The organism is Rufibacter soli (assembly GCF_054781795.1).
In genome coordinates, this window is record NZ_BAAGTS010000001.1 from 300,234 (window position 1) to 321,631 (window position 21,398).

Below are 21,398 nucleotides of genomic sequence, written 5' to 3' on the forward strand. Positions count from 1 at the left end.
ACGTGCTCAAAACGCAAATGGCATAATCCAGCCCTCACTTAATAGCATTCCTTTATAGAAAAGACACAATGTTTGCTTAATTTTTATTTTTAAAGGAAATTACTTGCCAATATTGTTTCTATTCTGATTTTTTTCTACCACATTTGTTGATTGACCATTTAAAGTCAACTAGTATGTGTGGAATTGTTTGTGCATTTGATTTAAAAGAACCTGCTGAGGCGCTTCGGCCGCAGCTATTGGAGATGGCGAAATCTATCCGGCACCGCGGTCCGGATTGGAGTGGCGTCTTCAGTAATGACAAGGCCATTATGACGCATGAGCGCCTGGCTATTGTAGACCCTATCTCCGGAAAGCAGCCTTTGTTTAACCAGGAAGGGACCTTGGTGCTGGCCGCCAACGGCGAAATCTATAACCACAAAGCCCTGCGCGAGCAGCTTACCATAGACTATAATTTCCAGACCCAGTCTGACTGCGAGGTGCTTCTGGCCCTTTACCAAGAGAAAGGCGCTAAATTCCTGGATGACCTGAACGGCATCTTCGGGTTTGCCTTGTATGATATTGAGAACAACGCCTACCTCATTGCCCGTGACCACATAGGCATAATCCCCCTGTACATTGGCTGGGACCAGAACGGCACTTTTTACGTGGCCTCAGAACTGAAGGCCCTGGAGAAGACCTGCACCAAAATTGAGCTCTTTCCGCCGGGCCATTACCTGAGCAGCCAGGAAGAAGGCTTTCAGAAATGGTATGACCGCGACTGGAAGGAATACACCAGCGTGGCCGAGAACGAGACCAGCATTCAGCAGCTGCGCGAAGCCCTGGAGGCCGCCGTGCACCGCCAACTAATGAGCGACGTGCCCTACGGAGTATTGCTGTCCGGCGGCCTGGATTCGTCCATCACCTCGGCCATCGCCAAGAAATATGCCCAGAAACGCATTGAGAGCAATGACACCGAGGCTGCCTGGTGGCCGCAACTGCACTCCTTCGCCATTGGCCTGGAAGGCTCCCCTGACCTGGCCGCCGCCCAGAAAGTGGCCGACCACCTGGGTACCATCCACCACGAGATCAAGTTCACCATTCAGGAAGGCATAGACGCGCTCAAAGACGTGATCTACCACCTGGAAACCTATGACGTAACCACCGTGCGCGCCTCTACCCCCATGTACCTGATGGCCCGCGCCATAAAGTCTATGGGCATTAAGATGGTGCTCTCTGGCGAGGGCGCAGATGAGATCTTTGGGGGTTACCTGTACTTCCATAAGGCCCCCAACGCCCAGGCCTTTCATGAGGAGACTGTGCGGAAGCTGGACAAGCTGCACATGTATGACTGCCTGCGCGCCAACAAGTCTTTGGCCGCCTGGGGCATTGAAGGCCGCGTGCCGTTCCTGGACAAGGAGTTCATGGACGTGGCCATGCGCCTGAACCCCCATGACAAGCTCATCAACGGCGAGCGCATGGAGAAGTGGGTGCTGCGCAAGGCCTTTGAAGACTACCTGCCCGCCAGCGTGGCCTGGCGCCAGAAAGAACAGTTCTCTGATGGCGTAGGTTACAACTGGATCGACACCCTCAAGGAAATGGTGAACCAGAAAGTGAGCGATGCCCAACTGGCCAACGCCCGCTTCAAGTTCCCTATCCAAACGCCTACCAGCAAAGAGGAATACTACTATAGGTCCATCTTCCAGAAGCATTTCCCCAGTGACGCCGCGGCGCTCTCGGTGCCGTCAGTACCGTCGGTAGCCTGCAGTACGCCCATTGCCCTGGAGTGGGATGCCTCGTTTAAGAACCTGAATGACCCTTCGGGCAGGGCTGTGGCCAACGTGCACGCCGATGCCTATAAAAAGGACCTGGTGACGGAAGTTGTAGAATAGCATTACCTTTTTAGAAAGCAGAAGCCCCACCCGTTATGTGAACGGGTGGGGCTTCTGCTTTTAAAGCGTTTTTAGGAAAATGCCTTTACATGGGAAAAGGAGATATCCCTTAGTAATGCTTATATTAGTATATTGAGATGTTACTCAGCTTTTTGTTGGTTATGATAGATAAGCCAAAGAGCTTCGTTTAGCAGCTAGTTAGTTGTCAGTTTAAAACAACACACTACTGCCAATAAATAGGTATAATTTTAAAAAATCAATAGCGACAGCAAGAATGGAAAAGCTACAATTCAAAAAAGAGATAAACGCAACGTCTCAAAAAGTCTATGAAGCAATGTTAGGCTTAAAAGACAAAAGCACTTATGAGCATTGGACGTCAGTATTTAATCCTACTTCTACCTATGAAGGAAGTTGGGTAAAAGGAAGTAAAATTCTTTTTGTAGGGGTGGACGAAAACGGAAAGAAGGGTGGAATGGTTTCTAAAATTGAAGAAAATAAACCTGCCGAATTTGTATCTATCAAGCATTACGGCTTTTTGGATGGAGATACTGAAATAACAACCGGTGAACAAGTCGAGAAATGGGCAGGTGGATACGAAAACTATTCCTATCAAGAAAACAACGGAATAACTACCGTAACGGTAGATTTAGATACAATTGACGACTATTCAGATTATTTTAAAAGCACCTACCCAACGGCCTTGGATAGATTAAAGGAGATTTCAGAGCAATAGTTATTTGCAAATAACAATCATTTAAATTTAAAAAAAGGGGAAGAGAAATGCAGAAAGTGTTTCTTGTTCCCTTTAACCTAACTGCCTACCGCCTATATATTTCTAAGAACCAAAAACAGGGAAGCTTTTCCGCTTGCTGGTGACAAAACACCGTAAGGGCGGGTTTTTCCAGCCTTCCTAAATTGGTTTCTCTAAAAAATCTGGATTAGATTAATGCGTCTACTCCTTCCCTTTCTTCTCCCCTACCGCTTTCTTCACCGCCGGGGCCACCACCGTGCCCAGCAGCTCAATGGCGTGCATGACCTGCGCATGCGGCAGAGTGCCCACGCTAATGTGTAGTAAAAAACGAGTATTGCCAAATAGCTCATGCTCCCACAGAATCTTGTCAATGACTTGTTGCGGGCTGCCCACCAGCAGAGAGCCCTCGGGCTGGCGCATAAGGTCATACTGCTCGCGGTTCATGCCAGACCAGCCGCGCTCCTTGCCTAACTGGCCCATGAGGTAAGCGTAAGGCCCGTAGAACTCGTTGGCGGCTTTCTGGGAGTCATCGGCTATATAGCCGTGTGAGTTAATGGCCAGCTGCAGCTTGCCCATGTCATGCCCCGCCTGTTGCCAAGCTTGTTTGTACAGGTTGGTGAAGGGCACGAACCGCTCGGGGTTGCCGCCAATAATAGCCAGGGCCATGGGCAAGCCATAGCTGGCCGCCCGCAGCACAGACTCGGGCGTGCCGCCCACCGCCACCCAGATAGGCAACTCTTTCTGGTACGGCCGGGGGTACACGCCCCGGTTGTTGATGGAAGGCCGGTGCTTGCCTTTCCAGGTGATCTTTTCGCCCTTGTTCAACTGCACCAGTAGGTCCAGCTTCTCAGAGAACAGCTCATTGTAATCTTTCATGTCCTGCCCAAACAGCGGGAAAGACTCCGTAAAGGAGCCCCGGCCGGCCATGATCTCGGCGCGGCCCTTAGAGAGCAGGTCTACGTGGGCGAAATCCTGGAACACCCGCACGGGATCATCTGAGCTGAGCACGGTCACGGCACTGGAAAGCTTAATGTTCTTGGTTTTCATGGCCGCGGCCGCCAGCACCACCGCCGGCGAGGAGACCACAAAGTCGGGGCGATGGTGCTCGCCAATGGAAAAGACATCCAGCCCCACCTGGTCGGCCAGCTCAATTTCCTCCATGAGGTCGCGCATGCGCTCATAGGAGCTCAACAGGTTTCCGGTGGCCGGGTCTGGGGTATTCTCTACGAAGGTGGTGATGCCTATTTCCATGGGTATTTCTCTGTTTTGGGTGATACAAGGCGGTAAGCCCCTTGATTCTAACGCAGGAAAGTTAGAAAAGCTTCAGGGATTCCAGCTAAGGGCCCCGGCTATACAAAAGCATACCTGGTGAAGTAGAGAGGCTCAAATCAGATTGGTACTATCACTTGATCCCGCTTAATTAACGCAGACTCTCCCCTTGAGGGGAGTTAGAGGGGTGTTTATACAGGAGAGCACGCATTGCTTCACATTGCACAAGCATTCCATTTATTTAAAAGTCAAAAGATCCGATAATGCGTGGACTGGCATATGTAGACACCCCTCTACACTCCCCTCAAGGGGAGAATCCACATTTAGGAAGCGTCATTACCGTTCGCTCACAAGGTCCTTTCAGGATGACAAAAAGAGGAATACTTCACTACTTTTATCATCCTAATTACGTTTATAAAAACTAACCCAGATACCTATGTTGGATATTGTCATAGACGCCCGCCAGGCATTGCTGGCGCCAGGCATGGAGGTACGCCGCATTCTGCCCTTCCGGCTACGCCGCATGGTGGGACCCTTCATTTTCATGGACCACGCGGGCCCGGTAAACGTGCAGCCGCCCCTGCAGCATAACCTGGACGTGTTGCCTCACCCGCACATTGGCTTGTCTACGGTCAGTTATTTGTTTGGCGGCCAGGTCACGCACCGTGACAGCCTGGGGATGGAGCAGATCATACGGCCCGGCGAGGTGCACTGGATGACAGCCGGCAGCGGCATTGCCCACTCAGAACGCTTTGAAGACCCCGCCGCCCTGGCCGGCGGACAGCTGGAGATGATCCAGACCTGGGTGGCCCTGCCCGAGAAAGACGAAGAAGCCGCCCCCGCGTTTACCAACTACCAACCCGAGCAGTTGCCCATCTTCACGGATACCGGTGTCTGGATGCGCCTCATTGCCGGCGATGCCTATGGCCTACGTAATTCTGTAAAGACTCATTCGCCGTTGTTTTACCTGCACGTGGTGCTGGAAACCGGAGCCCGGCTAAGCTTACCCACAGAACACCCCGAACGAGGTATTTACATTGCCAAAGGAAGCCTGGAAGTGTCTGGGAGAGTCTATACCGCTGGCCAAATGCTGGTGTTCACCAAAGCTGCCGAACCGGTGATTCTGGCCAAAGAACCCACTACGCTCATGATGCTAGGCGGGGAGCCCCTGGGCGAGCGATTTATCTGGTGGAATTTTGTTTCCAGCCGCAAAGACCGCATAGAACAGGCCAAAGCAGATTGGAAAGAAGGCCGCATTCTCTTACCGCCCACAGATAACACCGAGTTTGTCCCCTTACCCGAAGACAAGTCAAGGCCAGCCGGGAGCCCTTCGCCGCAGGCGCTTTCCTGATGGTGGTGGCTCCTAAAAAGTAAGTACCTTGTGGGCCGAAGCAGCTACCTCACCAAAACCAACCTATGAAATTTCTATCGCTAGAGCCCTTCGTCCCTTCAGGGAAGAACTTCGCAGAGGCCAAATTATTCTTTCAGGAACTGGGCTTTACCCTTACCTGGGATGCCGGGGACTATATTGGTTTCGAGCGTGATGCCTGCAAGTTCATCCTGCAGAAATATGACAACCTCGCTTTCGCGCAGAACTTGATGTTCAATGTAAGAGTGAGTGATGTAGAGGGGTTCAGAAATGATTTACTCCTAAAGAAGCTACCAGAGAAGTATGGCATCACCGTGGGCCAACCTACTCAGCAACCCTATGGCAAAGAAGTAAACGTGATTGACATGGCCGGCGTATGCTGGCACTTTGTGGAAGCCAACCAATAAGGAAAGCCTAAACAAGCCAGGGGTAATGTCTCCTGTTAAGCTCTGTTCTCTGCTTTCTGTTTTGAGGCCGTTTTTGGCAAAACGGCCTCAAAACAGGTTTAGCGCTTACCTGTCTTTCCTTGGCCTAAGCCAATCTGCACGCCAATGGAAGGGACAAAAGTGATACCCGAGTAATCTACGGTCTCGTTTTTCAGGAGTTCAAAGGTGCCGTAGTTCTGGTAAAACATAGAAAGGGCGGGCACCAGGTAAATGCGCTTCACGCCAATCTTGCCGTTCACGAACAGGCCGTAAGACCCGAAGCTCTGTTTTCTGGTGAGGCCTTCCAGTTTCACGGCTTTCCCGCCACCCACTTTCTCATACAGTCTACCTGGTACCAGGCCGTACTCCACAAAGGTGTGGTTATAGGCTACCCCGAAGGAGATATTGCCAAACTCCTCATCGGGCCCAAACGACCGGCTAAACACCAAGGGAATCAAAATATCTTTTCTTTTGGCGGTAAACTCCAGAATTGGCGTGAGCTTGCCCAGAAAGATCTTGTCAAAAATATCTGATTTCTGCCCGGCATACTGCACGCCCAGACTGCCATACCAATCCAGGTTGTTACCCGAGCCAGTCCCGGCCTCGGGGCCCATGAACTGGTACATGGCATCCAGCACGTGCACGCCCGAGGCATATTTGTAGCCCACGTCTACCCGCGGCAACACGCCATAGCGCACATAGAAATCAAAGGTGGGCCCCACGGGGTCAAGAGAATAGGCAATGGCGGCCTTGGTAGCCGACTTTACCAGTCCGTCATAGTACACAGAGTCACGGTTGGCCAGGGCTTTGATGGCATCCTCAGTAACGTCTTTCAGCTGGCCAATGGGCTCAGAGGCTACGTTCCCGCCAAAATTGGCGCCTACCTTAAACTGCCCATGCGGCGTTACGCGCCCAGAGTGGATAATGGACCGGGGCGCGGTACAGCTGGCCAGGGAGGCTAACACCACTAAAAACAACCATGACCCTGGGGCAGAAAAGAATCCTCTTACGCGCATACAATGAAGGAAAACAAATGAAAAATGGAGCGAGAAACGGGATTCGAACCCGCGGCCCTCAGCTTGGGAAGCTGATGCTCTACCAACTGAGCTACTCTCGCGGGCGGCACCTGAATGCTAATCAGACAAATATAGGTAGCCTTTCCCCTACGCACAACAGCAATAGTTTCTGGCCTTGGGAAATGTAACCCGGGCAGACAAGGCCAACCTACCCAAAGCCTAGTCTTCTGTTTTAAGCCCGTTTTCTGAAAAACAGGCCTAAAACGCATCTGATGGTAAGGTTGAGAAACTCTCTTCCCAGGTAGGGAAACTAGGAGGAGGGAAAAGCAGCTGTTCTTGCGCAAAGGCCTTGCCTATCTATAAAAGCTGTTCTTTTCTGCGTCTGGCACCCCACCCTATCAATCCAGAATTCTTTGGGCCCCGTACGTACTTATAACACACAATTACTACTTACAACTATGAAAAAATCATTTATACCCTTCGCCAGAAAAGCCGGTGTGGCGGTGCTGGCGGCTTGCTGCTTTTTCACCCTCTCCTGTGAGAGCAAACGCAGCAATGAAGTAGAGCGCGAAGCCCGCGATGAAGCGGCCAGAACCGAAAAGTCAAACAACCAGATAGGCGATGAAAATGAGTCAACGGCCACTGCCCCGGCAGGTACTGCGCTCAAACCCACCGGCCCTAAACCCGCCTGGGCCGACCAGATCACCGGACCTATGCAAGCCGTGCTGGAGAAACTGGCCAGCTACAAAGCCAAGCCTATTCCGCAGTTAACCGCGCAGCAGGCCCGCCAGAACCCTACGCCCACCACGGCCGTGATGGACCTAATCAAGGAAAACAATATCACCCTGCCTCCATCTAAAGTAGACACCGTGGGTAAAATGATCCCCGTAACCGGCGGTCAGGTTCATGCGCGGGTGTACACGCCCAAATCCGGCAAAGCCACTTACCCCGTTATTGTCTACTACCACGGCGGCGGCTGGGTGATCGCTGACTTGGACACCTATGATGCCTCTGCCAAAGGCTTAGCCGAGCAGGCCGATGCCATTGTGGTCTCTGTCGCCTACCGTCAGGCCCCAGAAAATAAATTCCCTACGGCCCATAACGACTCCTTTGCCGCCTATAAATGGGTGCTGCAGAACGCCGCCTCTATGAAAGGTGACCCTAAGAAAGTAGCCGTAGTAGGCGAGAGCGCGGGAGGAAACCTGGCGGCCTCGGTGAGCATGATGGCCCGCGATCAGAAAGTACAGATGCCACTGCACCAGGTGCTGGTCTACCCTATTGCTGCCTATGATACCAACACTGCCTCTTACCAGAAATACGCCAGTGCCAAACCCCTGGACAAGCCCATGATGGAGTGGTTCTTCAAGCAGTATCTGCGTTCCCCTGAAGACGGCAAAAGTCCTATGATCAACCTAGTGGGCGCCAAACTGAAAAACCTGCCTCCTACCACCATCATCAATGCCCAACTGGACCCACTGCAAACCGATGGCCAGAAACTAGCCGACAAACTCAAAGCCGATGGCGTAGCCGTAGACCACAAGCTCTACAACGGGGTAACGCATGAGTTCTTCGGGATGACCGCCGTGTTACCGGAAGCCAAAGAAGCCCAAGCCTTAGCTGTGTCTAAACTGAAAGGCGTTTTTAACAAGTAACCCGTTTTAAGCCTACTTTCTTAAAAACGGCCTCGAAACAGGAATTCTGTCTCGGGGCCGTTTTCTGTTTAATCAGAGTTGTTTCTGTGCCCACGGGGTAGCATTACCTTACCTGTGTCCCGGCCGCTCATTCTCTGGTGAAACTCTGCGCTGGGTTACGTAATTTTGCGGGGCTTATTTCTGAACATGCTAAAATCTTTCCACCCGAAGGCGCTGAAAAAGAGCGCGCACGTGGCTATGCTGCTGGCCCTGGCGGCCGTCATGCTGCTGTACTCCCTCTGCCGGGTCCTCTTTTACGTTTTCAACCGGGGTTTCTTTCAAGAAACGTCTTTGTCAGACCTGCTGTACCTCATGTGGGGCGGCCTGCGCTTTGACCTGGTGGCGGTGCTCTACACCAACCTGCTCTTCATCGTGCTCATGGTGCTGCCCTTCAGGTTCAGGCACCATCCGGCCTACCGCAAAGTGGTGAAAGGCGTCTTTATCTTCTTCAACGCCCTGGGCCTGGCCCTTAACTGCATAGATTTTGTGTATTACCGCTTCACGTTGCGCCGCACCACCGGCAGCGTGGTGCGCGAGTTCGGCAATGAGGACTGGGGCGGCCTGGCCGGCAGTTTCCTGGTGGATTTCTGGTACGTGCCCGCCATCTGGCTGGCGCTGGTGCTTCTGCTGGTGTGGCTCTACAACCGCATACAACTAGAGAAAGCGCCGCGCTATAATCCTTGGGTGTATTACCCCTGGCACGTGTTGTTGCTGGTGCTTACTGTGGGCCTGAGCATTGCGGCCATGCGGGGCGGGTTCCGGCACAGCACGCGGCCCATCACGCTCAGCAACGCCGGTGAGTATGTGGAGCGCCCCCAGGAAATCTATATTGTGCTCAACACGCCCTTCTCCGTAATCAGGACCATTAACAAGACCAGTTTCAAGAAGCTGGAGTATTTCCCTGAAAAGGAGGTGGCGCAGCTCTATAACCCCATCCATCAGCCATCAGATTCTATTCCCTTCCGGAAGAAAAACGTGGTAGTGATCATTCTGGAGAGCTTCGGGAAGGAGGCCGTGGGCGGTTACAACCAGCACCTGGAGAACGGCACCTACACCGGCTTCACCCCGTTCATTGACTCGCTCATGCAGCACAGCAAGGTGTACTGGAACTCGTTTGCCAACGGCCGCAAGTCCATTGACGCGCTGCCCAGCGTGCTCACCAGCATCCCCAGCATCCAGGAGCCGTTCGTGCTCACCCAGTACGTGAGCAATGACCTCCCCAGCCTGCCGCGCACGCTCCGGAACAGCGGCTACCACACCTCGTTCTTCCATGGCGCGCCCAACGGCTCCATGGGCTTTGACGCGTTCATGAACCTCATTGGCGTGGAAAAGTACTACGGCATGACCGAGTACGGCAAGCCTGAGGACTTTGACGGCATGTGGGGCATCTGGGACGAGGAGTTCCTGCAGTTCATGGCCGGCAAGCTGAACACGTTTGAGGAGCCGTTCATGACCGCCGTGTTCACTACCTCCTCGCACCACCCCTACAAGATACCGGCCCGCTATAAAGGCAAGTTCAAGAAAGGCCCCTTTGAGATCTTTGAGACCATTGGGTACACAGACATGGCCCTGCGCAAGTTCTTCCAGACCGCCAGCCGGGCCCCCTGGTTCAAGAATACGCTTTTTGTGATCACCGCCGACCATTCGGCCACCTACACCTACTACCCCGAGTACCAGACCGCCTGGGGCAACTTTGCCGTGCCGCTGCTCTTCTTCGCCCCCGGCGATGCCTCGTTTAAAGGTGTGGAGAAGGAACGCGTGGTGCAGCAGCTGGACATTATGCCCACCGTGCTGGGCTATCTGGGCTATGACCAGCCGTACTTCTCGTTCGGGAAGAACATGCTCCAGCCCCAGGAAGGCAACTTCGCGATTAGTTACCAGGGCGGCTACCAATGGACCGAGGGCGAATATTTCCTGCAGTTTGACGGCACCAACACCCTGGGCCTGTTCAACTACCAGCAGGACAAGTTCCTCAAGCATAATCTCAAAGACAGCCTTCCCGCCGTGCGCGTGGCCATGGAAAACAAACTCAAGGCCTTCATCCAGCAATACAACAACCGCATGCTGGAGAATCGGCTTAAGCCGGAGTAATTGTTGGTTGTTGTTTGCTAATTGTTGAGGTTTTGTTTTAGAGCCATTTTTGAGAAAACAGGCTTAAAACGCAAACGGCCCCTGTTCGCTTATACTAATTCCTAACCCTTAACTACCATGACTAATACCCTATACTATATCTCTGATGCGCTCTGCGGCTGGTGTTTTGCCATGGGCCCGCAGGTAGAGAAGTTACACCAGTCCTACGGTGACAAACTCAATTTTGAGGTGCTCAGCGGCGGCATGATGACCGGCGACCGCGTGGGGCCCATCAGTCAGATGGCCGATTACATTAAACAGGCCCTGCCCCGGCTCACGGAGATAACCGGAGTGTCTATGGGCGAAGCGTATGTTCAAGGCATTCTAGGCGAGGGCACCTATGTCAGCAACTCTGAACCGCCATCGGTGGCCCTGGCCATCTTCAAAGAGGCGAAGCCAGAGGACCAGGTAAAATACGCCAAGGCCATCCAGGACCTTCATTTCAAGGAAGGCAAAGACCTGAGCCAGGTGGAGATTTACCTGCCGCTGGCCCGGGAAGCCGGCCTCTCAGAGGAGACATTCAGGGAGCGGTTCTCAGATGACAAATACCGGCTTTTGGCCCAGCAGGAATTCGCGCAGGTGCAGGCTTGGGGCATTCAGGGCTTCCCGGCTATGATCGCGCAGAAGGGCGAGGAACTGTTTCTGGTGGCCCGCGGCTACTCAAAAGCCCAGGACGTGGAAGAGATCCTGGAGAAGATATACGGGTAAGCGCATTCAGCGGCAGTTTTTGGGAAAATAGCCCTAAAATGTAAGTGGCCGCCAAACTACTGCCTCCCAATATCCGACTAGTACTGCTTTCTCAAAAGAAACCAACCTTAAGCGGAACAAAAAGCTAGCAACAATTGTATATACAATAGTTATAAGTACATTTGTCGGCGTAGCCGCTGAGAGCATATGAAATTAGAAGACGAGATAAAGCAGAAATCCTTTGGCAACCCTTACCGCCGCATGTTTGTGAACGTGATGTTCACCGGCAACTGGGTTCAGAAGGAGATTGCCTCTTTGCTGAAGCCGTTTGGGTTGTCTTTGCAGCAGCACAATGTGTTGGGCATTTTGCGGGGCCAGCACCCCAATCCTGCCACTCTGGGCCTTGTGCAGGAGCGCATGCTAGACCGTGACTCCAATGCTACCCGTCTGGTAGATAAGCTGCTGGAGAAAGGCTTGGTAACCCGCTGCCAATGCTCAGAAAACCGCCGCAAGGTAGACATTATCATCACTGATAAGGGCCTGGAACTCCTCCAAGAAACAGATAGGCTTTTACATGCCCTGGAAGAGCGGTTCAGTCACCTTTCTCCCCAAGAGGCCACCCTCATTGGCGACTTGATGGACAAGCTGCGTGAGCGTTAATATTTTTTTACCTATATAGTTGTAGATACAACTTATGTTTTAACACAAATATAGAACTATGAGCAATCCACAAAATCAACCACTGTTACAGCCATACAAAAAAGGCGCTTTAGACCTTAAAAACCGGTTAGTGATGGCCCCCATGACGCGTAGCCGGGCCAATAACCCAGAGAACGCCGCTACGCCCCTTATTGCCGAATACTATGCCCAACGGGCCAGCGCCGGCCTGATCATTAGTGAGGGTACGCCCGTGAGCAGCCAAGCCATTGGTTATATTAACGTGCCGGGTATTTACACACCCGCCCAGATAGCTGGCTGGAAATTAGTGACGGAAGCGGTGCACGCCAAAGGCGGAAAGATCTTTGCGCAGTTATGGCACGTAGGCCGCATGTCGCACCCAGACTTCCACAATGGTGCGCTGCCGGTAGCTCCTTCGGCCATTAACCCCAACGACCAGGCCTACACCCCCGAAGGGTTCAAGGAAACCGTGACGCCCCGTGCCCTGGAGATTTCTGAGATCAAAGCCATTGTGCAGGACTTCAAAAATGCCGCCGCCAACGCCGTGGCCGCCGGTTTTGACGGTGTAGAGATACATGCTTCTAACGGTTATCTTCTGCACCAGTTCTTCAGCTCCCTCACCAACGTGCGCACCGATGAATATGGTGGCTCTGTGGAGAACCGCGCCCGCATCTTGTTTGAGATTCTGGATGCCGTGAAAGAAGTGCTGGACCTGAGCAAGGTAGGCGTTCGCCTGAACCCCTCTATGCACGGCGGGTTTGGTATTGAGTTGCCAGAAGATGGCCCAGAGACCTTTGAGTACATTGTGCGCCGCTTGAATGACTACGGCCTGGCGTATCTTCACCTGACAGAGGCTGGCGCCGGTGCCAGAAAGTTGCCGCACGCCATCAAAGAGGTGGCCAAGCATTTCCGGAAAATCTATCAAGGTACCTTGGTTACCAATGGCGGTTACACCCAAGAAACCGGAAACAAGGTTATTGAAGAAGGAACCGCAGATTTAGTTGCCTATGGCGTACCATTCATTGCTAACCCAGACTTGGTAGACCGTTTCGCGCAGGAAGCTTCTCTCAACCAAGCAGATCCCAACACCTTCTACAGTAACACCGCTGAAGTTGGCTACACCGATTACCCGGTGTTGGCTGAAGTAGAGCAAGAAAAATAAGTAAAGGAATACACCACTGCATATAAAGAAAGGGCCGCGCTGTTAGTGCGGCCTTTTCTGTTTTAGGGGTGTTTTTAGGAAAACACCCCTAAAACAGAATTAGAGTGGCTGCCTTATTGAGCTAATTATTTCTTCAGACCCAGCTAAAAAGGTCTCCTTTACTACATTTTGCTTAATACCAGAATACCAACCTCGTTTACGTTGGCCTTTAGAATAGCAATTAAAACTGTGGTGTTAGGGATAGTTGGGATTTGGCTAAACTAGATTGCACCATCTTCTAGATAGATAGATAGATAGATAGATAGATAGATAGATAGATAGTAGGGGCTTCCTAGCCCTGGCAGCTTACTTCTCCAAGCTTCTTATCAAAGAAGCAGTATTTATGGTCTATAATATTCCATTATACATTAAAACATAGGTATATACCGCCTTTCCTATAGATAAGAATGCGCTTTTATCCCTTTTCAAGTTTAATTATTACCCAAAACTAAGTATTTATAAAAATGATCCCATAAATTTTCTCAACACTTGCATTCTATTTATATTTTTTTGAATACATTTACTTCTGCATGTCTGTAATGTTTCAGCGATGCATTTTATATCCGTAGTTATACTATATAAATAAATACTGATTTAATAATCACTTATTGAGAAAGGAAATCCTCTAACGGAAATGTCTGGTTTGGAACCAGTGCATTTTACCCGCTTACCTCCTTACCCATACCTAACTATTACCAGAAGAATCACTTCTGCCTTAAAGTCTCCCCCCTTTACCGCTTCCATTTTTTATTTTCTACTGCTTTGCGGCAGCTAGACCTATGTGTGTTTTCTACTCCTGCATTACAATCAGGAGGCAGGAGTTCCATGTAGTGCCTTTACCCTTCCCTTGCAACCATTTGCCTATTACATATTCATACTCAAAAAAATTATGACCAGACAACTACTCTCTTCTATTAAGGCAAACGCCAGACGCTACGGCATCTTGCTTTCCCTTATGATCCTGGCCACGGTGGGCGCCTTCGCCCTGGGCGATGCCTATGTGGATGCCGGGCTACCCGCTCCTACGGTTACTTCTGATAAAGATGATTATGTTCCGGGGGAAATTGCCACTATAAGTGGCAAAGGTTGGACTCTCGATAAATATGTAGATGTACATCTTGAAGAAGATCCCGCCTACATACACAGCCACGATTATCATGATGTGAAGGTAGAGGAAAATGGTACTTGGCAGATCACTTATCCTATTGAGGAAAGGCACTTGGGAGTAAAATTTACCGTGAACGCTGAAGGCAAAACAACTGGGTCCAATGCTACCACTACTTTTACTGATGGAGACGTTAGAGTTACCAGTATAAGTCCTACCCCTTTCTCCGGATATGTTGGGAATACTGTTATTAAAGTAACTAATTATACAAACGGCAAACAATCTAACCACAAAATTCAAATTATAAAAGGTAGTGGTTCATCTACAGAATTAATTTGGGAATCAACTGAATTTGACATCAATAATAATTCAACGATTGATGCTGCTGTATGGAATGGTACCTATAATTTACCAATAGGCTCACCAAGAGTAGGGACCAAAGTTCCAACTGGTAGTTATACAGCTAGAGTAGTGGATGCATTAGGTAACACAACATCACCATCATCAGTATCTCCTACTGTTGGTCCAACAAAAAATGTTGATGTTAATCATGATCGCCCTTCCGTTACAATCAATCAAGCTTTAAATCAAGCTGACCCCACAACTCTATCCCCAGTTAATTTTACAGTTGTCTTTAATGAAAGTGTTATCGGATTTACCAGCAGCGACATTACATTAAGCGCGCCTGCTGGGGCAACGGCGAGTGTAACAGGTAGCGGCAAAAATTATAATGTTGCAGTAAGTGGAATGACCACCGACGGCACAGTTACGGCTTCTATTAATGCCAACGTAGCACAAAACACAATAGGCAATGGCAATACTGCATCTACTAGTATAGATAATTCAATTACCTATAACACTTGTACTGCTATAGCGTCCTTAAGCTATACTACTCCTAATCAATATTGTGTTGGAACGGCTATTACAAATAATGCGCCTACTACAACAGGAGGCATGGTTACCACTTATTCTATTAGTCCTGCATTGCCTGATGGTTTAAGTCTAAATACTAATACAGGGATTATTTCTGGTACTCCCACCACAGCGGTAGTCGCAGCAAATTATACTATTACTGCAACCAATGCATGTAGCTCACCAACTGCAGTTATCAGCATTGCTGTAGGAGCGGCACCAGTTGTAACTACTCAACCTGTCTCCACTCCATCAACCTTTACTTACGGAAGTGATGCTACGTTCTCAGTGGAGGCTTTTGGCACAGGCACCTTAGGTTACCAATGGCAAGTAAACGATGGTAACGGCTTTGTTAATATAGAGGGGGCAACCTCTGCCTCATTAGCCATTAATAGGCCAACTGTTTCTATGAATGGGTATACATATCATTGTGTTATTACTAATGATTGTGGAACAGCAACAAGTAGTGCAGCAAAATTAACAGTTAAGGCACTTGCTCTGACTGGCTCATTCACTGCTGACAACAAGGATTATGATGGCACAAATAACGCCACCGTAACAAGCTACTCAGTAACTACCAAATTTGGTTCAGACGATGTGAACCTCATTGGCGGCTCAGCTACCTTCTCTGATGAGAACGCAGGCATCGGCAAAACAGTCACTTTGACTGGTGCTACTTTGTCTGGTTCCCAGGCAGAAAATTACAGCCTCACTTTTGTGAACACCTCTACCGCCAACATCAACCCCACCAATGCAACGGCCAGTGTGGTTGTTGCCTCCTCATACACCTACACCGGCGAAGCACAGGGTGCCACAGCCGCCAGCGTAAATGGACTGGAGGGTGTTTCCTTAGCTAAAACAGTAACATATGAAGGGGTAAGCCCCACTAACTACACCTCCAGTTCAACCGCGCCTACTGCTGCCGGAAACTATAGAGTAACAGTGGCGTTGGCTAGTACAGAGACTAATTACAAAGCAGTTTCTGAGACCAAAGCCTTCACTATTGACAAGGCTACCCCTACTGTGGCAGCAATAGGTGGAGATTTTAAATATGATGGAACACCCAAAGTTGGAAGCGGCTCAGTAAAGGGAGTACATATACCTGCAGAGTCGCTTATGCCTGCAGTGACACTAAATTATGTGGGTACACCTAATGGAGGGGCTTCAACCAGCTACAACAGTGAAGTTGCACCAACGGAGGCTGGCGTATATACTGTAACGGCCCGTTTTGCTGGAAACGACAATTACATAAGCAAAGCAAGCATTGCTGCATCCCTAACTATTAGTAAGGCTACGCCGGTGATTTCATTAACGGTAGGCGGCCCCTTTACCTTTACTAACACAGCTAAAGAGGTAGAAAGTGCTATTGTAAAGGGAATTGACAATGCTAGTCTTGGAAACGCTACAGTGGAGTATAAGCAAAGTGGTGATGTGGTTACTCCAATTGATGCTGGTGATTATGATGTAATAGCTTCTTATGAGGGTAGCAACAATTATTTGCCCATTAAGGCCTCTAAATTTGGCACCCTGACTATTGGCCAGGCTACCCCTACGGTTACTTTAACACTAGCTCCTTCCTATACATTTACTGGAAGTCCACAAGGTGCCACAGTAGCTACAGTAACCGGGGTTAGCGGCGTAGCTTTAGGTAAGAATATTCTTTATGAAGGAATAAGCCCAACGGAATATTCAGCCAGCAGTGTGCCTCCAACTAATGCCGGCACCTATAGAACAACATTCTCTTTTGACGGAAGTAATAATAACTATAAGGCTGCTTCAGACAGTAAGACCTTTACCATTGATAGAGCCAACCAGACCATTACCTTCGCCGAAATAACAGACAAGACATTCGGAGAGCCCGCTTTCAACATTAATCCAAGTGCCTCTTCAGAATTGCCGGTAAGTATTACTACCACTGGTGGCATTGGTTATGATGCAACTACTGGCAGGGTAACCATTACTGGTGCCGGTTCTGCCAGCATCACAGCCTCCCAGGGGGGAAATGGCAATTACAACGAAGCCACTGCAATTACGCATAAGTTTAATGTGGCGCAGGCTTCCAACAGCATCACATTCACTGAAATAACCGACAAAACCTTCGGAGATGCAGCCTTCAGTGTGACGGCCTCGGCTGCTTCTGGGGCTGAAGTGAGTTTTACGGTAGTAAGTGGACCCGCTACAATAGATGGTTCTACCTTGACCTTGACCGGCGCGGGCAAAGTGACCGTAAAAGCCACTTCTGCGAAGACCACAAATTACATAAAGCCAGAAGACGTGAGCCGGACTTTCAATATAGCTAAGGCCACCCCTATCGTAACGGCTTCAGTTATAGGTGGCATTTACAATGGCAGTGCTTACAGTGGCACAGGAACGGCTACTGGCGTAGGCTCGGAGGATTTGTCTCCTGCTATAACCTTTTCTTATGCCCAAACTACCGATCATGGCGCAAATTGGACTGAGATTGAGGGTGCTCCTATTGGTGCGGGCTCTTATAAAGTAACTGCCTCTTACGCAGAAACCACAAATTATAATCCGGCCTTTGACAGCAAAACCTTCACCATTGGGAAGGCTTCTTCCACTACCTCAGTAACCATTTCAGGTGCGCCCTTCACTTACACCGGCTCGGCCATTACGCCGGCTACCGTGAGTGTAACTGGGGCAGGGGGCTTGAATCTGGCGCCAGCCGCTTCTTACACCAATAATATAAACGCGGGCAAAGCCACGGTTTCATATACCTTCGCCGGCGATGCCAACCATACTGGCTCCAATGACAGCGAGACCTTTACTATAGATAAGGCTACTCCCAATGTAACAGCCTCAGCTACTAGCGGCACTTATTCCGGAAGTGCTTTTAGCGGAACTGCCACTGCCACTGGTGTTGGGGCACCACCTGAGAACCTGTCTTCTGCATTGACATTTACATATGAGCAGACCACCAACGGCACAACCTGGACTGCAATAGCAGAGGCTCCGGTCAACGCGGGTTCCTACAAAGTAACTGCTTCCTATGCGGCTACAACCAACTACAATTTAGCCACAGACAGCAAGACCTTTACTATAGATAAGGCCGCCTCAACGATTATTATAATTGGTGACAACACATTTACTTACACAGGAGCTGCCCAAGGCCCAGCTGCAGTAACTTCGACTGGCTCTGCCGGTACGGTGTCCTATAGCTACAGCGGTACCAGCAACGGCAATATAGCTTACGCCGCATCAGGCTCTAAACCAACCATGGCAGGTACTTATAGTGTAATAGCCTCATTGGCTGGAGATAGCAATCATGAGCCTGCTACCTCTCAGGCTGTTTCCTTCACCATTGCCAGAGCCTCATCTAAAACCACAGTGACCATCGCAGGTGGTCCCTTCACCTACACAGGAGCGGCCATTCAGCCGGCCACTGTTTCAGTGACCGGCGCAGGCGGGCTGGACCTGACGCCAACCGCCACTTACGCCAATAACGTCAACGCTGGTACTGCCTCCGCCTCCTACTCCTATGAGGAGACTGACAACTACTTGGCTTCCGCTGGCAGTAACACCTTCACCATCGGCAAGGCGAACCCCAACATAACTGTGACGCCTTACGAGGTTACCTATGACGGCAATGTGCATACTGTAATTGGTACAGCGAAGGGGGTGAAGGGCGAGACCCTAGATGGCCTTGACCTGAGCAAAACCACGCACACCTCCGCTGGAACCTTTACAACTGACGTATGGAGCTTCACCGATGTGACCGGTAACTATAAGGATGTTGTTTCTACTAATATCACCAACAAGATTGACAAAGCCAGATTAACCTATGTGGCTACGGCAGCGAGCAAGACTTATGGAGACGGCAATGGCAATTTAACCGGAACTGTAACAGGCTTTGTTAGCGGTGAAAATTTAGGTAATGCTACTACCGGAACTTTAAGCTTTACTTCTCCGGCAACCAGTACCACCGGTATAGGTACTGTGGCTATCAATGGTTCCGGCCTGAGCGCGACTAACTATACCTTTGCCCAGGCAACTGCTAATGAGACTGCTTTAACTATTACCCAACGTTCACTGTACTTTACTAGCACGCGGGATTACAATGGTAGTGCTACTTTTGCTGCAGACCTTTTAGAAGTGGGCAATACGGTAAACAATGATGTTGTGACGGTAAGCGGAAGCAGCTCCGTTTCAAGCAAGAACGTAAATAGTTACACTGGCTTTGCCACCAATAACCTTACTTCTTCTAACAACAACTACAAGGTAAGTGGTGGCACAGTAGCCATTTCTATCACCCCTCGCACCCTCAATGTCAGCGCAACAGGGGCTAATAAAGTTTATGATGGCACTACAAAGGCCACCGTAACTTTATCTGATGATAAGGTAAAAGATGATTTGGTAACTACCGCCTATACTGCAGCTTCCTTCAATGATGCTAATATTGGCAATGAAAAGCCGGTAGATGTTAGTGGTATATCTGTAACAGGGGGATTGGATGCTGGAAATTATACTTTAGGTAACACAACTGCTTCTACTAAAGCTAATATTACCGTTCTGGCAGTTACCGTAACTCCTAAAGCCTCTTACTCTAGACAGTACAGTGACTTAGATCCAACATTTGAGTATAATGTTTCTCCTGCCATTATTTCAAGTGATGCATTTACCGGTGCACTCAGTAGAGTAGCAGGCGAAGCTCCTGGAGCGTACGCAATAACCTTAGGCAACCTGGCATTAAATAGTAATTATACCTTAACCTTTAGCAATCCAACCACAAGTGCTAAGGTTCTGAATATTACAAAAGAAGATGCACGTGCTTATTACACCGGCGCCTTGTTTGCCTCAACTTCTAGCACCACAAGTTCAACTGCAACAGTTACCTTAAGTGCTACTATCAAGGACATAACTGCCGTAGATGGCAGCAATGACCTAAATGGCGGCGATGTAAGAAACGCTAAAGTATCATTTATCAATAAAGACAATGGTACTGTTTTTGCTGCTAATGTTCCTGTGGGCTTAATTAATGCAAATGACACAAAAGTTGGAACTGCAACTGTAAACGTTTCATTAGGCACAGGAAATGCAGATGCTGCACAGTATACCATTGGTATGATTGTCAACAATTATTATGACCGTAACTCTTCAGAGGATAATGTTATTATTACCATTGCCAAGCCGGTATCCGGTATGATTACAGGGGGTGGTTATAATATTCTTAAAAATTCTGGTGGTTTGAAAGCGGGTGATATCGGTTCAAACAACAACTTTGGTTTTAATGTTAAGAATGATAAAAGCGGTCCTAAAGGGACGATTAACACTATTGTCAGAAGGATGGAAAGTGATGGTCTGCATGTATATCAGATAAAAGGGAATGCCATGACATCACTTGTCATTACCAATGCAACCTCATCTTCACCGGCTTCAGCAGTATTCAATGGGAAAGCTAATATCCAGGATATTACCAACCCAACTGCTCCCGTATCGGTTGATGGCAATGCTTCCTTACAGGTGACCATGACGGATTTGGGAGAGCCTGGCAAGAATGATAGGATTGGCCTTACCCTTTGGGATAAAAATGGTGGCTTATGGTTTGCCAACAGCTATGATGGTACAAGAACCAACGAACAGCAATTAGATGGAGGCAACCTGAAAGTACTAGGCGGTTCGTTTACCACCGGTAGTGGTGCTACAACTGTAGGGCTTACTTCCTCAAAAAATCCATCTGCAGTAGGAGAGCAAGTACTATTTACAGCTACAGTTACTGGCTCAGGGACAAGTAAGCCAACAGGAAATGTAAGTTTCTTAAACCTCACAACTGGTAAAACTTTAGCTACTTTTGCAGTGAGTTCAACAGGTACTGTCACCTTTACTACTAACAGTCTTGAAAAAGGATCTCATGACATAGTAGCCTACTATGGTGGTGACAGCAAGTTTGGCAACAATTCAGCTGTAGTAAAACAAGAAGTAGGAACAACTTCTGCTCCAGTAGCTACCACTACCGCCAAATCCATTGCCGCCCCAGACCTGTCAGCCAAACCGCAGGCCAAACTGACCAGCTATCCTAATCCGTTCACAGACCAAACCACCATTGAGTTTGCCTTTGACAAAGACGAGGACTACAACCTGGTTATCTACAGCGCCAATGGTACTTTGGTGAAAACCTTGAAATCAGGCAAAGCGCGGGCCAATACACCGGTGCAGGTAACCTGGGGAGACAACTCACACAATGTGGGGGTTTACTTCATCAAACTGGTCACTACCAACGGCGTGCAGACCATGCGCGTGGTAAGGCAGTAACTGGCCCAGAAGGCAGCTCTCTTTTCTAA

Annotated in this window: 12 protein-coding genes and 1 tRNA gene; 10 read left to right on the top strand and 3 right to left on the bottom strand. The window is 49.5% G+C overall.

The features are described from left to right. The first annotated feature begins 173 nt into the window (after nt 1–173). Both asnB and ACYVJQ_RS01275 read left to right on the top strand, forming a co-directional pair. Nucleotides 174–1,868 carry an asparagine synthase B gene (gene asnB / locus ACYVJQ_RS01270; RefSeq protein WP_460891253.1) on the top strand — a complete coding sequence of 565 codons (1,695 nt, stop codon included), beginning with the start codon at nt 174–176 and terminating at the stop codon, nt 1,866–1,868. A gap of 274 nt (nt 1,869–2,142) precedes the next feature. Next, on the top strand, nt 2,143–2,601 hold the full coding sequence (locus ACYVJQ_RS01275; protein ID WP_460891254.1) for an SRPBCC domain-containing protein: 459 nt from the start codon (nt 2,143–2,145) through the stop codon (nt 2,599–2,601). Between the two features lie 219 nt (nt 2,602–2,820). Here the strand turns inward: ACYVJQ_RS01275 and ACYVJQ_RS01280 are convergent, their stop codons facing one another. Beyond that, on the bottom strand, nt 2,821–3,870 hold the full coding sequence (locus ACYVJQ_RS01280; RefSeq protein ID WP_460891255.1) for an LLM class flavin-dependent oxidoreductase: 1,050 nt from the start codon (nt 3,868–3,870) through the stop codon (nt 2,821–2,823). Nucleotides 3,871–4,324: 454 nt separating this feature from the next. On the opposite strand from ACYVJQ_RS01280, the gene ACYVJQ_RS01285 reads away from it, so the two are divergent. Both ACYVJQ_RS01285 and ACYVJQ_RS01290 read left to right on the top strand, forming a co-directional pair. After that, nucleotides 4,325–5,239, top strand: a complete 915-nt coding sequence (locus tag ACYVJQ_RS01285) for a pirin family protein (protein WP_460891256.1) — start codon at nt 4,325–4,327, stop codon at nt 5,237–5,239. A gap of 65 nt (nt 5,240–5,304) precedes the next feature. Continuing rightward, on the top strand, nt 5,305–5,664 hold the full coding sequence (locus tag ACYVJQ_RS01290) for a VOC family protein (protein WP_460891257.1): 360 nt from the start codon (nt 5,305–5,307) through the stop codon (nt 5,662–5,664). Nucleotides 5,665–5,762: 98 nt separating this feature from the next. Here ACYVJQ_RS01290 and ACYVJQ_RS01295 read toward each other — a convergent pair whose 3' ends face one another. Both ACYVJQ_RS01295 and ACYVJQ_RS01300 read right to left on the bottom strand, forming a co-directional pair. After that, entirely contained in the window at nt 5,763–6,698 is a 936-nt protein-coding gene (locus ACYVJQ_RS01295; RefSeq protein ID WP_460891258.1) for a hypothetical protein, read from the bottom strand. A gap of 25 nt (nt 6,699–6,723) precedes the next feature. Further along, a tRNA-Gly gene (locus ACYVJQ_RS01300) sits at nt 6,724–6,799 on the bottom strand. A gap of 357 nt (nt 6,800–7,156) precedes the next feature. On the opposite strand from ACYVJQ_RS01300, the gene ACYVJQ_RS01305 reads away from it, so the two are divergent. The 6 genes from ACYVJQ_RS01305 (at nt 7,157) to ACYVJQ_RS01330 (ending at nt 21,369) form a co-directional block, all read left to right on the top strand. Then, complete coding sequence (locus tag ACYVJQ_RS01305; RefSeq protein WP_460891259.1) at nt 7,157–8,350, top strand: alpha/beta hydrolase; 1,194 nt, start codon at nt 7,157–7,159, stop codon at nt 8,348–8,350. Between the two features lie 186 nt (nt 8,351–8,536). Further along, nucleotides 8,537–10,480, top strand: coding sequence for an LTA synthase family protein (locus tag ACYVJQ_RS01310; protein WP_460891260.1), 1,944 nt, complete (start codon nt 8,537–8,539; stop codon nt 10,478–10,480). 117 nt (nt 10,481–10,597) lie between these two features. Beyond that, on the top strand, nt 10,598–11,227 hold the full coding sequence (locus tag ACYVJQ_RS01315; RefSeq protein ID WP_460891261.1) for a DsbA family protein: 630 nt from the start codon (nt 10,598–10,600) through the stop codon (nt 11,225–11,227). 186 nt (nt 11,228–11,413) lie between these two features. After that, on the top strand, nt 11,414–11,866 hold the full coding sequence (locus tag ACYVJQ_RS01320) for a MarR family winged helix-turn-helix transcriptional regulator (protein ID WP_460891262.1): 453 nt from the start codon (nt 11,414–11,416) through the stop codon (nt 11,864–11,866). A 58-nt stretch (nt 11,867–11,924) separates the two neighbouring features. Then, nucleotides 11,925–13,046, top strand: coding sequence for an alkene reductase (locus ACYVJQ_RS01325; RefSeq protein WP_460891263.1), 1,122 nt, complete (start codon nt 11,925–11,927; stop codon nt 13,044–13,046). An 886-nt stretch (nt 13,047–13,932) separates the two neighbouring features. Beyond that, complete coding sequence (locus tag ACYVJQ_RS01330) at nt 13,933–21,369, top strand: YDG domain-containing protein (RefSeq protein WP_460891264.1); 7,437 nt, start codon at nt 13,933–13,935, stop codon at nt 21,367–21,369. Nucleotides 21,370–21,398: the final 29 nt, after the last annotated feature.

Bases quoted from the DNA above. Each gene is read 5' to 3' on its own strand.
- ACYVJQ_RS01315 (WP_460891261.1), top strand. From the start codon at position 10,598: ATGACTAATACCCTATACTATATCTCTGATGCGCTCTGCGGCTGGTGT.
- ACYVJQ_RS01310 (WP_460891260.1), top strand. From the start codon at position 8,537: ATGCTAAAATCTTTCCACCCGAAGGCGCTGAAAAAGAGCGCGCACGTG.
- ACYVJQ_RS01295 (WP_460891258.1), bottom strand. From the start codon at position 6,698: ATGCGCGTAAGAGGATTCTTTTCTGCCCCAGGGTCATGGTTGTTTTTA.
- ACYVJQ_RS01275 (WP_460891254.1), top strand. From the start codon at position 2,143: ATGGAAAAGCTACAATTCAAAAAAGAGATAAACGCAACGTCTCAAAAA.
- asnB (WP_460891253.1), top strand. From the start codon at position 174: ATGTGTGGAATTGTTTGTGCATTTGATTTAAAAGAACCTGCTGAGGCG.
- ACYVJQ_RS01285 (WP_460891256.1), top strand. From the start codon at position 4,325: ATGTTGGATATTGTCATAGACGCCCGCCAGGCATTGCTGGCGCCAGGC.
- ACYVJQ_RS01325 (WP_460891263.1), top strand. From the start codon at position 11,925: ATGAGCAATCCACAAAATCAACCACTGTTACAGCCATACAAAAAAGGC.
- ACYVJQ_RS01305 (WP_460891259.1), top strand. From the start codon at position 7,157: ATGAAAAAATCATTTATACCCTTCGCCAGAAAAGCCGGTGTGGCGGTG.
- ACYVJQ_RS01290 (WP_460891257.1), top strand. From the start codon at position 5,305: ATGAAATTTCTATCGCTAGAGCCCTTCGTCCCTTCAGGGAAGAACTTC.
- ACYVJQ_RS01280 (WP_460891255.1), bottom strand. From the start codon at position 3,870: ATGGAAATAGGCATCACCACCTTCGTAGAGAATACCCCAGACCCGGCC.
- ACYVJQ_RS01320 (WP_460891262.1), top strand. From the start codon at position 11,414: ATGAAATTAGAAGACGAGATAAAGCAGAAATCCTTTGGCAACCCTTAC.